The sequence below is a fragment of the Bacillus sp. FSL R7-0166 genome (genome assembly GCF_038008935.1).
GTDB lineage: Bacteria > Bacillota > Bacilli > Bacillales > Bacillaceae > Bacillus > Bacillus altitudinis.
The window spans coordinates 1,596,118-1,613,889 of record NZ_JBBPAC010000001.1 but is presented as its reverse complement, the minus strand read 5'-3'; the positions used below and the strand labels follow the sequence as shown (position 1 = coordinate 1,613,889).

The window sequence follows — 17,772 nt, the reverse complement described above, 5'->3', positions numbered from 1 at the left end:
CCATCCATGATTCTTTTCTTTCGGATGGCCATCCTATGACTTTTTACATTTTATTTTACCATAGAAAAGCAAGGCTTGAAGTACCTTTTTTGAATCTTTCATGATTTTCTAGTGAATCTATTATTCGTTTGCTCCAATTAAAATGGGCTGAATTTGTCTATGCTCGAGCGCCTCTTCTACCGTTTTCGTCAGTAGATCCATATGCGCTACCATGGAAGTCGGTTTTTTGAATGGATCATCTTGGCCGAATGGAATAAAGAAAATGTTCTTTGTCGACATGAGTCTCATGAGATTTGTACCATTTAAACCTAATGCATCATTGGTGGAAATGCCTAAAACGACAGGGCGGTGATTACGAATGGTCGCCTTAGCAGCCATTAAGACTGGACTGTCTGTCAGTGCATTTGCAAATTTCGCCATTGAATTGCCTGTTAAAGGCGCAATGACCATACAATCAAGTGGAAGTTTAGGCCCGAGTGGCTCTGCTTTGACGATTGAGTCAATCGCTTGAAATCCTGTCAGCTTCTCAATCCGCTCAATCCAGTCCGCTCCTTCTCCGAATCTCGTATTTGTATTTTGCACCGTATACGACACGACAGGACGCACTTCTGCCCCTTCTTTCACGAGTGATTCGATTTGCGGAAAAACGGCTTCGTACGTGCAGTGGGAACCTGTTAAACCAAAGCCGATTCTTTTCCCTTTTAGTGTTGTCATGATTCCATCCCCCTTTTTTCCTCCGCAAGTTCACATAAGAGCCCAGAAAGCACTTTTGCAATGATCTGCCCGGCTGTCTTTGGTGCCACAATTCCTGGAAGTCCTGGTGCAAGAAGCGCCTTCACTCCATGCTTTTGTGCAAAGTCAAAGTCTGTTCCACCTGGGCGGGAGGCGATATCCAAAATGAGTGTCTTTGGTGTCATGCTGACGATGACAGATGAATCTAATACTAAGCTTGGAATCGTATTGATGATGATGTCGACATCCGTTACTTCATCTTTTAAACGGTCCATTGAAAATGGATCAAGTCCCATCTCAAAGGCTCGCGCTAAATGGGCTGTATCCGCAGCACCAACTTTCACTTCCGCACCTAGCGCCCGAAATGTGCGGGCAATGGTGAGCCCTGTTCTACCAAGCCCGAGAACAGCGACATGTGACCCATGAATCGTATAATCCGTTTGCTGAATGGCCATCATGATAATCCCTTCAACTGTTGGAATAGAGTTATATATGGCAATATCATCTCGCTCAAACAGCTTCACAAGCTTCCGGTTCACCTGCTTTGCCATATTGTCTAAGTACATATTAGAAATACCTGAGTACAAGGTACAATGTGCAGGGGTTCTTTCTAAATATTTAGCTTCTAGCACGACCTTCTCATTTGAAAAAACGGTGGCAACGACCCCTTCGTCTGTAGCACCTGATACCGGAAGGATCATACTGTCTACCTGCTCAAATGGAAGCTCTGACATTTTCAGCTTTTCAGCACCAATAAATCCATGATCCAGCTGATCAAAACCGACCAAAAACACTTTGGCATGCTGCTGTGACAGCTTGCGAATGATTTCAAGCTGCCTAGCATCTCCCCCGATCACCGCAACCGTTAAACCGCTCAACATACTGACCGTTCACCTTCTTTATTTAAAAAAGTCTGTAATATTTTCCGAATCTCCCTTTCAGCATATGAGGAGAGGATTCAGCCTGTGAACAAATCGGGAAGAGAAAAGAAAAAGAGCACCCTTTTATGATGGGTGCTCTTTTTCTCCGTGCGGCTGAAGTTCTTCAGGCACATCGAGAATGATCATATCTGATCCTATTTTTTGAATGTGATTCCACGGAACGCGGATGTCATTTCCTTGTTTTCGAAAGCCAAACCATTTGACGGAAGGTATGATGAGTGCTGTAATTTGACCGTCCTGTTCATTTATTTCAAGGTCGGTTTGTCCAAGCACGCCAAGCCGCTCCGCTCTTTTAATATCGACGATCTCTTTTCCTGACAGCTCACTCAGCCTCAAAATCGCATCACTCCCCTTCCATATCATATATGCAGCACTGAGGGGGAATAGACCGGGCCATTCTATAGGTCACGAATGAAGCCTATCTACATACCAAACTGGTATAAGTTGAGTAAAACGATTATGGTCTGACAGTATTCTCTCCACTCGATTCACCATATCTTTTACATGTCCCGGATCATGGGATAACGTCCAAACAATAGAAGAAAAGCAACTCATAGCTGTATACATGGAAAAAAGAAGCCAAAAATTACGTGTTACCTGCGTGGTGCTTAAATAGGCATCCAATTGCCCGGCTGAAAATGGAATGCTGCTTTCTCGACTAAATAAAGACAGTTTATAAAAGTCATGAATCGGATCACCCCAGTCGGATTGATCAAAGTCGATCGCCCCAGCATATTGATGACGCTGTATAATGATATTCCCTAAATGAAAATCATCATGCTGGAACTGGTTTGGCCTCCCTTTTACCGCATCAGCATGTGACTGAATAAAATCTAATACGAACTGATCATGGGAAAAGGTCACTCCGCTTGATTGATAGGCATGTACATACCGTTCATGTTTCGCTAATACCTTCTTATCCCAGGGGGCTGCATAAAAAGGGGCATCGCATGTATGCATGATACTCAAGTCTCTGCCTGCCCGCCTTCCGATTTCATACTGCTCTTCTTCTGTGAGCAGATGAATAGATGCTCTAGCAATCTCTCCTTCGATAAATGGAAAAATACGAAAGGTACAGTTTTGTTCAGCACTCACTCCGACCTCCATCACTTCAGAACAAATAACGCCTCGATTTTTTAACTTCTGCTGAATGGACGCTTTCTTTTTCAAACTGGCATATTTCTGAATGTCTGATAGCTTGAGTACTAGCTTTTCACTAGGCGTTGTGACCAAAAAGGTGCGGTCTCCCGAAAATCCAGATGTCATCGGCCGGAAAGAGATGGCTTGTTTAAGAAGCGGAGATAGCTGTTTCAGTTTTTCGTGTTTCATGAACGCAGAGCCCCTTTCTTCTTGGTATACAATAAACGGCAGACCTCTTTAGAAGTCTGCCGTGTTGTTTACATTATGATGGCTGATCACCCGTTGGACTAATAAGCGAGAGAGCATAATCTTCTGTAAAGATTCTTTTCGATAAATTGTTCACGCCGTCTAATGAGACGCGATTGATTTCATCAATAATTTCATCAAGCGTACGATGTTTGCCAAGGAGTAATTCATTTTTACCATTTCGGCTCATCTTGCTGTTTGTGCTTTCAAGACTAAGCATGAGGTTGCCTTTCATTTGCTCCTTAGAGTTTTCAAGTTCTTTCTGCGTAATTCCCTCACGTTTTAAGACGTCTAATGTTTGTAAGATGGTTTCAGATAGCAGGTTCAGCTGCTTCGCTCCAGTTCCACCATAGATCGTCAGCATTCCGTTATCTGCAAATGAACTATGATAGCTGAATACAGAATACGCAAGTCCTTTATCTTCTCTTACGTCTTGGAACAACCGGCTGCTCATGCTACCGCCTAGAACATTATTTAAGACGATTAAGTCATAGATGCCCTGATCTCCAGCAGGAAGTCCGTTAAAGCCCATGCAAAGATGCGCCTGTTCTGTTTCCTTTTTGCGTGTCAGTTTGTCATAGTGGAATTGCGGGGCTTCGACAGGCTGCTTTTTCCCCTTTCCTTCATACGAGCCAAATAATGTTTCGACCTCACGAATGAAGGTGTCATCGACGTTCCCTGCAACAGAGATGACGACGCGATCTGGCGTATAGAATTCATCCATATATTTTCGAAGGGAATCACCGTTAAAAGTAGAGAGTGTTTCCTCTGTCCCTAAAATCGGATAACCTAATGAATGATCACCGTAAATGGCTTTACTTAACAAATCATGAACGATGTCATCAGGAGTATCTTCATACATTTTAATTTCTTCATAGACCACATTTTTTTCTTTCTTCAGCTCTTCTTCGTCAAAAGCAGAGTTGAAAAACATGTCACCCAACACATCGAGGGCATACCCAGCATGTGAATCAAGTACTTTTGCATAATAGCAAGTATATTCTTTTGACGTAAAGGCATTCACTTGACCACCAATGCGGTCAAAGGATTCTGCGATATCACGTGCAGATCTCGTCTTTGTTCCTTTAAAGAACATATGCTCTAAAAAGTGTGAGATCCCATTTACTTCTGGTGTCTCATGTCTAGAACCTGTTCCAATCCAGACGCCAATTGCGACAGACCTTACAGTGGGATTGTTTTCAAGTACAATTCTTACTCCGTTTTGGCATGTATACGTTTTGACCAAGTTTTGCTCCTCCTATTCAACAAACAGATCGCATCACGGATGTCTTTTTTCACTTAGGAGGTCAGAAACCGTTCCTAATTCATATCCTCTTTCTTTGATTTGAGTGATAAGTGCGTCAAGACTTCTCGCTGTTGCGTCTGTTGGATGCATTAATATCATCGCCCCATTGTGAATTTTCCCAAGCACTCGTTTTTGTAATACAGCTGGTGATGGTTTTTGCCAGTCGATCGTGTCTACTGTCCACATAATGGTTTCCATTCCTTCTTGTTTCGCAAGCTTTACTGTTTCTTCTTTAAAGCTGCCACTTGGAGGCGCAAACCATATCGGTTTTTTCCCAAGGGATTCTTCAATTTGGCGATTTGTTTTAATCATCTGCTCTAATGCTCGTTCTCTTGTCAGTGTGCGCATATCTGGGTGATTGTATGAATGATTTCCAATTTCATGACCATCTGCCACGATTTTTTTAGCAAGGTCTGGACTGTTTTTCACCCATTTGCCTTCTAAGAAAAAGGTTGCCTTCACTTGATGCTTTTCTAGTGTATTCAACATCTTTGTTAAATGCTCGTCGCCCCAAGCTACATTGATCAGGAATGCATTCATCTTTTTGTCTGGATGTCCCTTATAGATAGGTTCAGCACCAAGTTCATGTAAATGGACAGATGGTTTTGTTTCTTTAAAAACAAGCAGCTTTTCATCGAAAGAGCCCTGTTTTTTCATTTTTTCGTAAGAAGCATCGATATCGACTGTCTGTCCATTTAAACCAGGCATCTTTTTCCACACTTTATCAATCTTAGCATTTTGCGGCTTCTCTTCATAGTCAGAAGACTTCGATTCGATCTCTTGATACAGAATATGTTTTGAAACAGATGCTACCTCGGCGTGCTCTTTCATTGAATTCATATATGTAACAGCAGCCGGCTGCTTCATCGTTTGATATGACACGAGCAGTAAAAATACAAACACAAAGAATGGTATCGTTTTTTTCAATGGTTGTCCCTCCCCTTTACCACAAATTATGATGGGGAGAAACAAGCTAGAACTATAGTTACGCGCAAGAAAAGAAAGAAGCCTGGCACGGATACCTGGCTTCTAACACATTTTATTTGTTCTCATTAAGACTGCTTTTCTTCTTTTTCCTTTTCTTCACGTAAAACAGCTTTACGAGAAAGGTTCACACGGCCTTGTTTATCGATCTCAGTGACTTTGACGAGTAGCTCGTCACCAATCTTCACGACATCTTCTACTTTGCCAACACGTTCAAGTGCAAGCTCAGAAATATGAACAAGTCCATCTTTGCCGCTGAAGATTTCAAGGAAGGCACCGAATTTTTCAATTCGTTTTACTTTACCTAAGTAAAGTTGGCCAACTTCAACTTCTCTGACAAGATCTTCAATGATTTTCTTCGCTTTTTGGTTCATGTCTTCTTCAGTAGAAGAGATAAAGATTGTACCGTCTTGTTCAATATCAATTTTCACACCGGTATCTTCAATGATTTTATTGATTTGTTTACCGCTTGGTCCAATGACATCGCGAATTTTATCTGGATTGATTGTCATCGTTAAGATTTTTGGTGCATAACGCGACAATTCTCCTCTAGAAGCTGGAATCGTTGACAGCATGCTGTCTAAAATTTCCATTCTTCCTTTTTTCGCTTGTTGAAGTGCTTCTTCTAAAATGTCTTTTGATAGACCATCGATTTTAATGTCCATTTGAAGCGCTGTTACACCTTTAGATGTACCTGCTACTTTAAAGTCCATATCTCCAAGTGCATCTTCCATTCCTTGAATGTCTGTCAGCACTGTGTAGTATTCACCAGATTTAACAAGTCCCATTGCAATCCCTGCAACTGGTGCTTTAATTGGAACACCGGCATCCATCATCGCAAGTGTGCTCGCACAAATACTTGCTTGTGAAGTAGAACCGTTTGATTCTAACACCTCAGACACAAGGCGAACCGTATAAGGGAAATCTTTTTCAGATGGAATGACTGGCTCTAATGCACGTTCGCCTAGCGCACCATGTCCAATCTCACGACGGCCTGGACCACGCATTGGGCCGGTCTCACCAACACTGAATTGTGGGAAGTTATAATGGTGCATGAATCGCTTAGACTCTTCAACACCAAGACCATCAAGAATCTGTACATCACCAAGTGCACCTAATGTACAAATACTGAGTGCCTGTGTTTGGCCCCTTGTAAACAATCCTGAACCGTGAGTTCTTGGAAGAAGTCCTACTTCTGAAGAAAGTGGACGGATTTGATCGACGCCGCGTCCATCTGGACGTACTTTCTCTTCAGTAATAAGGCGGCGAACTTCGTTTTTCACAAGCTTGTTTAAGACATCCTTCGCTTGTTTAATCGTTGCTTCGTCACGCTCTTCTTCTTCAAATTTTTGAACGACAGCTTTTTTCACAGCACTGATGGCATCTTCACGAGCATGCTTCTCATGTACTTGAATCGCTTTCAGTAGATCCGCTTCAGCAAGTTGTTTTACTTCCTCTGCTAATGCTTGATCGACTTCATATAAAGGAATATCGATTTTTTCTTTACCGACAGCTTTTACAATTTCTTCTTGGAATTCGATTAAGCGTTTGATCTCTTGATGGCCGTACATGATAGCTTCAAGCATTGTTTCTTCTGGTACTTCATCAGCACCAGCTTCTACCATGTTGATTGCATCTTTTGTTCCAGCTACAACAAGGTTGATATCGCTTTGTTCAAGCTGCTCAACATTTGGGTTGATGATGAGTTTTCCATCTACTCGTCCTACTGTCACGCCAGCGATTGGTCCCTCAAATGGAATGTCAGACACACATAAAGCTAAAGATGAGCCAAACATTGCAGCCATTTCAGATGAACAATCTTGATCCACACTCATGACAATACTAATAACTTGTACTTCATTTCTAAATCCGTCTGCAAATAGTGGACGGATCGGTCTGTCAATTAAGCGGCTCGCAAGGATTGCTTTTTCACTTGGGCGGCCTTCTCTTTTAATGAAACCACCAGGAATTTTACCAACTGCATATAATCTTTCTTCGTAGTTTACAGTGAGCGGGAAAAAATCAAGTGGTTTTGGTTCTTTAGAAGCTGTTGCTGAGCTAAGCACAGCCGTATCTCCGTAGCGTACGAGAACCGCTCCGTTTGCTTGCTTTGCAAGCTGGCCAGTTTCAACTGTCAGTTGACGTCCAGCCCAGTCTATGGTGAAGACTTGTTTCTCTTGTCCCATTCTGTGATAAACTCCTCTCTTGTCGTAAAGTTTTTAGGTTATTTCTTATTATGAACAAAATGATTTTCACATATCAATGTGAAAGCTGTATGTAGAAGGGTTTTTGCCATTCTTTCAACATTTTAACCATAAAATATTAGTGATTATACGATAAAAAAGCGGGAATCCTCCCGCTTTTTACGATTATCGACGTAAGCCTAGTTTGTTAATTAACTCACGGTAACGAGTTACGTCTTTATTACGTAGATACGTAAGAAGATTACGACGTCTACCTACCATTTTCAAAAGACCGCGACGTGAGTGGTGATCTTTCTTATGAGTACGTAAATGCTCGTTCAAGTTGTTAATTGATTCTGTTAGGACAGCGATCTGAACTTCTGGAGATCCAGTATCAGATTCGTGTGTTTTGAACTCATTAATTAATTGAGTTTTACGCTCTTGAGTAATAGCCATCCTGTTTCACCTCCAAATCATGTTAGCCCCATCTACCTCGCAACCGTCGGTGAAGTCGGCCTGCCAAGTAAGTGGTTTTAAAGCTACAGGAATTATCATACTAAAAATATGCCGATTTTGCAAATGATAGAGCGGTTTTTCTGCGATTTTTTTGTTTAATGAAGATGATTTTGAAAAAACTGAATCGCTTCTTCTTTATCTTGACTAATTTGAGCCGTTAATTCTTGGATACCGTTAAATTTTTGTTCACTGCGAATCCGTTTGTACCACTGTAATTTAATCGGTTCACCATAAATTTCTTCGTTAAAATCAAAAAGGTTCACTTCAATCGCAGGCTGATCAGGACGTTTTTCATAAAATGTTGGTTTGTAGCCAACGTTACAAACACCGTCATACACCTTGCCTTTCACTTCCGCTCTCACTGCATATACGCCTGTTGGCGGGATGATGTATTCAGCAGATAAACCAACATTGGCGGTTGGAAAGCCAATCGTGCGTCCTCGTTTATCTCCATGAATCACAATGCCTCGCAGCTGATACGGTTTGCCTAAAAGCTCACTCACATATTCAACGTCTCCATTTTTCAATGCGGAACGTATCAGGGTCGAGCTGACTTTCCGGTCTTGGTTGGAAAGCTTAGGTACAATGGTCGCAGCAATCCGCCCTTTCCCGTATTCGTCAAACGTTTCCATTGTGCCTGCGCCAAACCGGCCGAATGTAAAATCGAAACCAGCGACTGCATGCTTCACATTCAGTTCGTCCAAATATTGATCGACAAAGTCTTGAGGAGACAGTGCTGCAAAGCTTTCGCTGAATTGCACAATGTATAAGTAGTCAGCACCTAATTGTTCGATAAAATCAATCTTATCCTCAAGCGGTGTGATTAAGTCTTTTGGTTCACGTGCTTTTTGCAGAACATGTGATGGATGCGGATGAAAAGTCATGACAGCTAGAGCTAAACCCTCTTTTTCCGCAATGTTTTTCGCTGCATCAATCACTTTTTGGTGTCCGAGGTGAACACCGTCAAAATACCCTAAAGCCATCACAGACGGGACTTGATCCTTTTGATTCAATGTATGTGGGTGTGAAATATGTATAGTCTTCACGAGATGGTCACCTTTTCTTTAAGATTGCTTGTCCTGTGATAAAATCTTCGCCGGCTTCATCAGGTTCTGTTTGGTCGGGTGCTTCATATAAATCGCCATACAATGGCCTGAAGGAGCAAAGACAGCGACACGATCTTCCTCTGCAAAATGAGCAAATTCATCAGGCATAGGTAGGACTGCACCGTTTTCCACTTTACTTGCTAATGTATCATTTATCTCCCATTTCGGCAAATGATTGAGCGCACGCTCGATCGGCACAAGATGTTCCTCAACCGTTCCTTTCTCGCTGATCTCCCGCAACTCATCAAGAGTGATACATTCATCTAACGTAAAGTCACCAGATCCTATGCGAATGAGGTGAGACATGTGGGCTGGAAACCCAAGTTTTTTTCCGATATCGACGGCTAACGTTCTCACATATGTGCCTTTTGAACACAGTACGGTGAATCTAAATGATACTTTACCATTTTCAAATGTGACAGGTGTTGTCCGCTCGATGCGATGAATGGTAATTTCACGGCTTGGACGTTCAATTTCAATGCCTTGCCTTGCATATTCATAGAGCTTTTTTCCGCCAATTTTCACAGCAGAAAACATCGGAGGGATCTGTTCAATGGTTCCTTCAAATTGTTTCAACGCAGCATCAATGTCATCTTCTGACATCGGTACCGGCACCTTTTTTTCTTCTACTACTTCACCTGTTTGGTCTTCTGTCGTTGTAGAAAATCCAATGGTGATTTCCGCATCATACGTTTTCGATTTATCTGTTAAGTACTCCACAATTTTTGTCGCTCGTCCAATACAAATAGGCAGAACACCTGAAACCTCTGGATCGAGTGTCCCTGTATGTCCCACTTTTTTTGTGTGTAAAATCTTTCTCACTTTAAACACACAGTCGTGAGAGGTCATGCCTCTTTCTTTATGTAATAAAAGAACACCGTTTTGCACCTGCGTTCTCTCCTTTCATAAACGATGAAAAAGGACAGACGATCATCGCCTATCCTTATTTCAACGTCTTATTCGTGATCTTTTGTGTTTAGTTCAGCAATCAGGCTTTCAATTCGGTTACCGTAATCTACAGACTCATCGAATTCAAAGTGAAGTTCTGGTGTTTTGCGAAGTCTGATTCGATTGCCAATTTCAGAGCGGATATACCCTTTCGCCTTTGCAAGGCCTTTTAAGGTTTCCTCTCTTTTCTTCTCGTCGCCAAGAACAGAAATATAGACTTTAGCAATTTGCAAATCACCGGATACTTCAACATCCGTTACAGTCAAAAAGCCGATTCTTGGATCTTTTAGCTTTCTGCCAAGGATGTCGCCTAATTCTTTTTTCATTTGCTCACCCACACGGGTTGCTCTCATACTCATGATCTTATCACCTCTAATTAAAACCACTCAGTTTTCGTGATCGTTCGTTCAATTTCCGGAAAAGAATCAATAAAGCTTAACACACGCTGAAGTTCCTTTTCCACTTGAACCCGGGAGGAGGAAATGACGGCGATTCCGATCGAAGTACGCTGCCATGTATCCTGATAGTCCATTTCAGCAATGGTCACATTGAATTTATGGCGCGTTCTTGTCATGATACGCTGCAGAACCGCACGTTTTTCCTTCAGTGAGGATGCATCATAGATCATACACTCACACTCGGTATAACCGATCATTTTCTTTCGATTTCTTGCATAACGAATGATTCCATGACATCACCTTCACGGATATCATTGTATTTCTTAATGGTAATACCACATTCATAGCCTTGTGAAACTTCTTTCACATCGTCTTTGAATCGTTTTAATACGTCGACTTCACCTTCAAAGATGACGACGCCATCACGAATTAAGCGGATACCACTGTCTCTAGTAATGGTACCTTCAGTGACATAGCCACCAGCAATTGTACCGATTTTTGATACTTTAAACGTTTGACGAACTTCAACTTGACCGATGACTTTTTCTTCATATTCAGGGTCAAGCATCCCTTTCATCGCAGCTTCAATTTCATCGATGACTTTGTAGATGATGCGGTGTAAGCGGATATCTACGTTTTCTGTTTCAGCTGTGCTCTTCGCATTGCCATCAGGACGTACGTTAAATCCGATCACAATCGCATTAGAAGCACTTGCTAAAATGATATCAGATTCTGTAATCGCTCCAACACCCGTATGGATAATTTTCACTTTTACGCCTTCTACTTCAATTTTTTGAAGAGCTGCCGTCAGTGCTTCAGCAGAACCTTGTACGTCTGCTTTTACGATTAAGTTGATATCTTTCACATCACCTTGTTTGATTTGCTCAAATAGGTCATCGAGAGATAATTTCGCTTTGTCTGAACGTTGTTCATCAAGTTGTTTAGATGCACGCGCCTCACCGACTTGACGAGCTGTTTTTTCATCTTTGAATACGAGGAACTGATCCCCTGCATGCGGTACATCATTTAAACCAGTGATTTCAACAGGTGTAGATGGTCCTGCTGTTTTCACGCGGCGTCCGATGTCATTGACCATTGCACGTACACGGCCAAATGTATTTCCGACAACGATTGGGTCACCTACTTGAAGTGTACCAGTTTGAACGAGAAGGGTTGCAACAGAACCTCTTCCTTTATCAAGCTCAGCCTCGATCACAGTTCCTTTTGCCGCACGATTTGGGTTGGCTTTTAGTTCTGCTACTTCGCTGACAAGAAGGATCATTTCGATCAATTCGTCAATGCCTTCGCCTGTTTTTGCAGATAAAGGAACGAAAATGGTTTCGCCGCCCCAAGCCTCAGGTACAAGACCATGCTCAGTTAATTCCTGCATCACGCGGTCAGGGTTCGCTGTTGGTTTGTCAATTTTATTGACAGCCACAATGATTGGCACCTCTGCCGCTTTTGCGTGGTTGATCGCTTCAATCGTTTGCGGCATGACACCATCATCTGCTGCAACGACCAAGATCGTCGTATCTGTTACTTCAGCACCGCGTGCTCGCATCGTAGTGAAAGCTGCGTGTCCTGGTGTATCAAGGAACGTGATTTTCTTACCGTTTTCTTCAATTTGGTATGCACCAATATGCTGCGTGATTCCACCCGCTTCGCCTTCAACAACTTTCGTTTTACGAATGCTGTCAAGAAGCGTTGTTTTCCCGTGGTCAACGTGTCCCATGATCGTTACGACTGGAGGGCGTACTTGCATATCTTCTTCTTTATCTTCAACTTCATACTTTTCAAGTTCAGTTTCTTCTAAAATGATGACTTCTTCTACTGGAACACCATATTCAGAAGCAATTAATTCGACTGTATCTTTATCGAGCTCTTGGTTGATCGTAGCCATGACACCAAGCATCATCAGTTTTTTGATGATTTCAGCAGTTTCTTTGCCAAGCTCGTCAGCAAGCTGGCCGACTGTCATTGAATTTGTAAATTCAATTTTTTCAGGAAGCTCTTTTTTCGGCTTCACAGGTCTTGCTTGCTGATGCTGCGCCTTGTTGTTGCCGCCGCGTTTATTTTTGTTTTTGTTTTGGTTGTTGTTTTTTTTGTTTTTATTAAATTGATTATTCTGCACGTCATTCTTCTTTCTATCATTGTTTTTGTTAGATGATTGTTTTTTTTGTTCTGCGGGTTTCTCGTTAGCTGTCTCTTTTGCTTTGGCTTTTTTATAGATAGCGTCTAGCTTTTTCACAGTGTCGTCTTCAAGCGTCGCCATGTGGTTGTTCACTTCCACGTTCATATCCTTAAGCGCTGCTATAATATCTTTACTTGAAACATCTATGGCTTTTGCGTATTCATATACTCTCACTTTAGCCATTCGTTCACCCCCAAATAAATTAATCGAGCAAGCTTATGAGCTTCTTAGCGAAGCCTTGGTCAGTGACAGCGACAACTACGCGAGCTTCCTTCCCTATAGAACGTCCGAGAACGGAACGGTCTTCAACTTTTCTAACCGGAACATTGTAAAATTTGCATTTGTCAGATACCTTTTTCTCTGTGTTGGATGAGGCATCTGCTGCAAGAAGAACCAGCTTAGCACGCGCATGTCTAATTTCTTTGATCACCAGATCTTCTCCTGACACGACTTTACGAGCTCGATTTGCTAGACCAAGCAAAGGATACCATTCAGATTCAGTCATTAGGTTTTTTCACCTTTTCAGCTAGTTCTAGTAATTCTTCAAAAATGTGTTCGTCAATCTGTGTCTGAAATTGCTGCTGTAAACTACGTTTGTTCTTCGCCGCAAGAATGGTTTCTTTATCGAGAGAAAGGTAAGCGCCGCGCCCGTTCATTTTTCCGGTTGCGTCAACAGACACTTCACCTTCTTTTGAACGAACAACGCGAATCAGTTCTTTCTTTGGTTTCATTTCTCCCGTCACGACGCATTTTCTAAGCGGGATTTTTTTTCGGCTTTTCACCTTTTATATCACCTCTTATTCGTCAGATTCCTCAGCTACTGGTTCAGCCTCTAAGAAAAGAGATTCAGAGTCTTCAGTTCTTGGGAAAATACCGAGTTCTCTTGCATCTGTTTCGCTTTTAATGTCAATCTTCCAGCTCGTTAATTTCGCTGCAAGACGCGCATTTTGACCTCTTTTACCAATGGCTAATGACAGCTGATAATCAGGGACAATGACAGTTGTCGCCTTATCTTCTTCATTTACAATGACATCAAGAACTTTTGATGGACTTAACGCATTGGCAACAAATTCAACCGGGTCATTCGACCAATGAACAATGTCAATTTTTTCGCCTTTCAGCTCATTGACAATTGCTTGTACACGCTGACCTTTAGGTCCAACACAAGAACCAACTGGATCAACATCAGGATCATCTGTACGAACAGATATTTTAGAACGGTCCCCTGCTTCTCTAGCGACAGATTTAAGCTCTACAGTACCATCATAAATTTCTGGCACTTCGATTTCAAATAAACGCTTTAAAAGACCTGGGTGTGTTCTTGATACATAAATTTGTGGTCCTTTTGTTGTTTTTTCTACTTTCGTAATGAACACTTTAATGCGGTCATGTGGTTTGTAGTCCTCATTTGGCATTTGTTCGTTGACCGGAAGAAGGGCTTCGATTTTGCCAAGTGACACGTAAATGAATTTACTGTCAATTCGCTGAACGATTCCCGTCATGATGTCTTCCTCACGATCGATAAACTCAGTGTAAATCACACCTCGCTCTGCTTCTCTCACTCGCTGCGTCACGACTTGTTTCGCTGTCTGAGCTGCAATGCGTCCGAAATCTTTTGGTGTGACTTCAATTTCAACCACGTCACCAACCATGTAATTCGGGTTGATATTTGCTGCATCATCTACAGAGATTTCAAGGCGAGAATCATACACTTCATCTACAACATCTTTTCTTGCGAATACGCGAATCGTTCCCGTTTCACGGTTTAAATCAACACGCACATTTTGTGCTTGATTAAAATTACGCTTGTATGCAGAAATGAGTGCAGCTTCTATCGCTTCAATAATAATTTCTTTACTAATGCCCTTCTCTTTCTCAAGAACAGTCAGGGCATCTAACAACTCACTACTCATTTTTATGGTTCCCCCTTATATCAATGAAAAGGTTAATTGAACGAAACTGCTAATCTTGCGTTAGCAATTTTTTCGTATGGAATATTGATCTCTTTCTTTCTTGTCTTGATCTTCACTGTCACTGTTGCAATCTCACCATCAAAGCTTGTAAGCTCACCTTCAAATGCCTTTTCACCATCAATTGGTTCGTATGTTTTCATGAAAACATTTTTTCCAAGTGCTTTTTCAAAATCAGCTTTTTTCTTTAATGGGCGCTCCGCTCCAGGAGAGGACACTTCAAGAAAGTAGTTTTGGCTAATTGGATCTGCCTCATCAAGCTTTTCGCTCAAGGCTTCGCTCACTTTGGCACACTCCTCGATATCGACGCCTTTATCAGAGTCAATAAATACGCGAAGGAACCAGTTTTGACCCTCTTTGACAAATTCAACATCAACGAGTTCAAGCTGTAAGCCATCTAAAATTGGCTGCACCATGTCGCTTACGATATCCACTACTTTTTTGCTCATTCTCTTCCTCCTTGTGCTTTCGATAAACGCTCTTATCAATCATTCTGCATAAAAACCCTGCTTTATTGTGAGCAGGGGGAGCAGAAAACGGATGAATAATGTCGAGACAAAAATTGCCTGTTCAATACAAAAGAGCGGGTTTCCCCACTCTTGTCTCGGTAATCGTTAGCATTTCCATAAAAACTATACCATATCCAATTTTTTTATGCAAATGAAGTTCCTTATAAACAGGCATTCTTCATCAGTTCTTTTCATTCATTCTTTTGGCGTGTTCACGAATAATTCCTGCCTCCCGGCTCTCCTTTAAAACTCGAAAACCATCATAATCCGGGTAGAGGGAATCATCGTCTTGAATGCTTGTTAAAATCCAAAATTGGCTACCTGCGCCTCCGAGCTGTTCAATTGTCTTCAGCCAGCTATCATATACATCAGGACGGGCTGCTTGATTTTGATAGCCAAACTCTTCTAATACAACAGGTTTTCCGATTGCGTTTCCTCGGGTGATATGATCTTTGATCCATTTCACTCCCCATGCAGCAGACTGATTCCAGTGATCTGGGTATAAATGATAGGTTCCATAATCAATATGAGGGAGAGCAGTCAAACGATCCCAATCAACACCTTCTCCTCCACTGTAAAACCAATCATCATGACCTGTCATGCGAAAGAACCCTTCGTCTCCTACAGCAACAAGATGATTCGAGTCGATTGATTTGATCCATGCACTCATTTCATCTGCCCAGTTTACTAGTATATCTCCCGAAGGGTCTGACTGAGCGCGCGGCTCATTGGCGAGCTCCCATGTCATAATAGCAGGATCATCTTTATATTGAACACCTGAGTACGTATTGGTTCTCTCTAATACATAGCGCACATAGTTTTTGTAAGCTGTTTTAATCCGAGGATCTGTATAAAAGTGATCATGTGACCCTGCCTGAAACCACTTCACATATTGATTCATCCCGCCAAAGTCATCCCAATTGTTCACGAGTGGGATGACCAGCTTGATTCCTTCCTGCCCTGCTTTATAAATCGCATAGTCTAGTTTTTGAAAACCGGATTCTTCATAAACACCTGGACGAGATTGTAAGACTGAGTTTTCTTGAGGGGTACCATCGTGAAATCCCCAAATACGAATAACCTTTAAATCCATTGCCTTCATATCGTCAAAAACAGCATCTACCATCTTTTTTGATTTGTAATGGAAATAATAATTATTTGTGCCAGCAAAGTAAAATGGGTGGTTGTTCAATACAAAATGTGTACCAGATGTTTGCACATAGGAGGAGGCCTTTACGGTCAGAGTGAACCAACCCGCCCATAAAGTGATCAGCAGCATAAAACAAGCCACCTGTTGAACCCATTTTTTCATTTCATTCTCCTCACAATCTCTTATTCTACTGGTACGATGATATCTAGTTGAAGCGGTGTTTGTTTAGTTGAATCAAGTTCAATCGTCTGCTGCTGCAACATTTTACTTTCTTCACCAATTCGAATCTCATACGTCCCGTGAAACGCTGGACATGTCACTTGGCCATTCGCATCTGTTTTTTCCACTCTTTGTGTCGTCCACTCCTGTAGAAGCTTTTCATAACGCCTGCCTGCTTCATTTAACGACCAATCATGATTCACGATGGCTGCGTGCTCACCTCTCCAATGAGCACCCGCCCAAAATCCCCACATCAGCACACCTTTTACGGCTGGATGACTAAAGGCAACCCGATATAAAGCTTCTAAGTTATCCGCTCGTCTATTGGCATCCGGATGAACAGAGTCATACTCTGTCACCCATATCGGTAGACCAAGCTCAGCAAGCACATCTAGTCTTTGTTTTACAACAACTGGATCCACTCGATCTTCAAAGTGACCTTGAACTCCAATGGCCTCAACTGGTGCCCCCAACTGACGAAGTTCATTGATATGTGCTTTATATGCGTGATGTTCGCCGTATGAGATTACATTATAATCATTGACAAACAGCAAGGCTTGAGGATCAATTTTTTTCGTTTCTTCATACATCCATTTCCAAATCTGTTTCCCAAACCGGTCTTTAAAAAATGAACCATGCATCATTTCGTTGTTTACATCCCAATGACGGAATTTCCCTTTGAAATGATTGCCTGCATGCTCAAGCCGCCTTTTCATGGCTTCATATACTTCATGATTCGGTAATGATTTCAGCCAGTTTGGATTGGCATCCTCTACCTCCCAAAATAAGGCGTGCCCCCTCACTGGAATTTGGTGTCTATTGGCAAAATTCAGCATGGCATCTGCTTTTTCGTAGGTTATTTTCCCTCTTTCAGGCTCATTTGCATACCATTTTGCCTCATTTTCAAACACAGCCCAATTAAAATGTTGAACAAAAAAATCAGCATACGTTTGATTGAATAGAACTTGGTCATTCATTGCTGAACCAAATGCAAATTCATGTCTGATTTGTTTTATTTCCACCTCTATTCCGGCAACTGGCTTTTGTTCCTTATTGATGACGTTTATGACAAGCTCTCTTTGTCTATGTTGTAAGATTCGATTATTTGCTTCTTTTCTCCAGCTTTGATTTTCTTGTTCCTGTGATCCGCCATTCGATGAATGATTCATAAATTCTTTCTTATTAACCATGATGACATCACCTTTGCTTTCATTTCATTTATCTTATTAGGAA

General features: G+C 41.8%; 19 protein-coding genes. All 19 read right to left on the bottom strand.

Going from position 1 to position 17,772, the window contains the following annotated elements; all coding sequences use genetic code 11:
• Nucleotides 1-120 precede the first annotated feature (120 nt).
• Nucleotides 121-714, bottom strand: coding sequence for a dipicolinate synthase subunit B (gene dpaB, locus NST01_RS08250; RefSeq protein WP_008344723.1), 594 nt, complete (start codon nucleotides 712-714; stop codon nucleotides 121-123).
• Complete coding sequence (gene dpaA / locus NST01_RS08245) at nucleotides 711-1,613, bottom strand: dipicolinic acid synthetase subunit A (protein ID WP_017359065.1); 903 nt, start codon at nucleotides 1,611-1,613, stop codon at nucleotides 711-713. The genes dpaB and dpaA overlap by 4 nt, the downstream gene beginning before the upstream one ends.
• A 123-nt stretch (nucleotides 1,614-1,736) precedes the next feature.
• Nucleotides 1,737-2,009 (bottom strand): YlmC/YmxH family sporulation protein, encoded by a 273-nt coding sequence (locus tag NST01_RS08240; protein WP_008344726.1) that lies wholly within the window; start codon nucleotides 2,007-2,009, stop codon nucleotides 1,737-1,739.
• A gap of 69 nt (nucleotides 2,010-2,078) precedes the next feature.
• A complete protein-coding gene (locus NST01_RS08235; RefSeq protein ID WP_048002816.1) occupies nucleotides 2,079-3,002 on the bottom strand; it encodes an aminoglycoside phosphotransferase family protein in 924 nt (307 codons plus the stop codon).
• A gap of 73 nt (nucleotides 3,003-3,075) precedes the next feature.
• Nucleotides 3,076-4,305 carry a M16 family metallopeptidase gene (locus tag NST01_RS08230; RefSeq protein WP_008344730.1) on the bottom strand — a complete coding sequence of 410 codons (1,230 nt, stop codon included), beginning with the start codon at nucleotides 4,303-4,305 and terminating at the stop codon, nucleotides 3,076-3,078.
• A gap of 33 nt (nucleotides 4,306-4,338) precedes the next feature.
• Nucleotides 4,339-5,292: a polysaccharide deacetylase family protein gene (locus tag NST01_RS08225; protein ID WP_025207346.1), complete on the bottom strand. Its 954-nt coding sequence runs from the start codon at nucleotides 5,290-5,292 to the stop codon at nucleotides 4,339-4,341.
• 125 nt (nucleotides 5,293-5,417) lie between these two features.
• Nucleotides 5,418-7,535, bottom strand: a complete 2,118-nt coding sequence (gene pnp / locus NST01_RS08220) for a polyribonucleotide nucleotidyltransferase (RefSeq protein WP_007499522.1) — start codon at nucleotides 7,533-7,535, stop codon at nucleotides 5,418-5,420.
• Nucleotides 7,536-7,718: 183 nt separating this feature from the next.
• Nucleotides 7,719-7,988: a 30S ribosomal protein S15 gene (gene rpsO, locus NST01_RS08215; protein ID WP_008354438.1), complete on the bottom strand. Its 270-nt coding sequence runs from the start codon at nucleotides 7,986-7,988 to the stop codon at nucleotides 7,719-7,721.
• Nucleotides 7,989-8,143: 155 nt separating this feature from the next.
• Nucleotides 8,144-9,094, bottom strand: coding sequence for a bifunctional riboflavin kinase/FAD synthetase (gene ribF / locus NST01_RS08210; RefSeq protein ID WP_025207344.1), 951 nt, complete (start codon nucleotides 9,092-9,094; stop codon nucleotides 8,144-8,146).
• A gap of 18 nt (nucleotides 9,095-9,112) precedes the next feature.
• A complete protein-coding gene (gene truB, locus NST01_RS08205) occupies nucleotides 9,113-10,042 on the bottom strand; it encodes a tRNA pseudouridine(55) synthase TruB (RefSeq protein WP_025207343.1) in 930 nt (309 codons plus the stop codon).
• Nucleotides 10,043-10,110: 68 nt separating this feature from the next.
• Entirely contained in the window at nucleotides 10,111-10,461 is a 351-nt protein-coding gene (gene rbfA / locus NST01_RS08200; protein WP_007499525.1) for a 30S ribosome-binding factor RbfA, read from the bottom strand.
• Nucleotides 10,462-10,478: 17 nt separating this feature from the next.
• Nucleotides 10,479-10,757, bottom strand: a complete 279-nt coding sequence (locus NST01_RS08195) for a DUF503 domain-containing protein (RefSeq protein WP_017359071.1) — start codon at nucleotides 10,755-10,757, stop codon at nucleotides 10,479-10,481.
• On the bottom strand, nucleotides 10,754-12,874 hold the full coding sequence (gene infB / locus NST01_RS08190; RefSeq protein WP_007499526.1) for a translation initiation factor IF-2: 2,121 nt from the start codon (nucleotides 12,872-12,874) through the stop codon (nucleotides 10,754-10,756). The genes NST01_RS08195 and infB overlap by 4 nt, the downstream gene beginning before the upstream one ends.
• Nucleotides 12,875-12,893: 19 nt before the next feature.
• The gene (locus tag NST01_RS08185; RefSeq protein ID WP_007499528.1) at nucleotides 12,894-13,196 is read right to left on the bottom strand and encodes a YlxQ family RNA-binding protein; all 303 of its coding nucleotides are present in this window, start codon (nucleotides 13,194-13,196) and stop codon (nucleotides 12,894-12,896) included.
• Nucleotides 13,189-13,473 (bottom strand): RNase P modulator RnpM, encoded by a 285-nt coding sequence (gene rnpM, locus NST01_RS08180; RefSeq protein ID WP_008344742.1) that lies wholly within the window; start codon nucleotides 13,471-13,473, stop codon nucleotides 13,189-13,191. The genes NST01_RS08185 and rnpM overlap by 8 nt, the downstream gene beginning before the upstream one ends.
• A gap of 15 nt (nucleotides 13,474-13,488) precedes the next feature.
• Nucleotides 13,489-14,604: a transcription termination factor NusA gene (gene nusA, locus NST01_RS08175; protein ID WP_007499530.1), complete on the bottom strand. Its 1,116-nt coding sequence runs from the start codon at nucleotides 14,602-14,604 to the stop codon at nucleotides 13,489-13,491.
• A gap of 32 nt (nucleotides 14,605-14,636) precedes the next feature.
• Entirely contained in the window at nucleotides 14,637-15,110 is a 474-nt protein-coding gene (rimP, locus tag NST01_RS08170) for a ribosome maturation factor RimP (RefSeq protein ID WP_008344744.1), read from the bottom strand.
• Between the two features lie 241 nt (nucleotides 15,111-15,351).
• Nucleotides 15,352-16,482, bottom strand: a complete 1,131-nt coding sequence (locus tag NST01_RS08165; protein ID WP_019744171.1) for a glycoside hydrolase 5 family protein — start codon at nucleotides 16,480-16,482, stop codon at nucleotides 15,352-15,354.
• Between the two features lie 20 nt (nucleotides 16,483-16,502).
• Entirely contained in the window at nucleotides 16,503-17,729 is a 1,227-nt protein-coding gene (locus NST01_RS08160) for an endo-1,4-beta-xylanase (RefSeq protein ID WP_148780424.1), read from the bottom strand.
• Nucleotides 17,730-17,772: the final 43 nt, after the last annotated feature.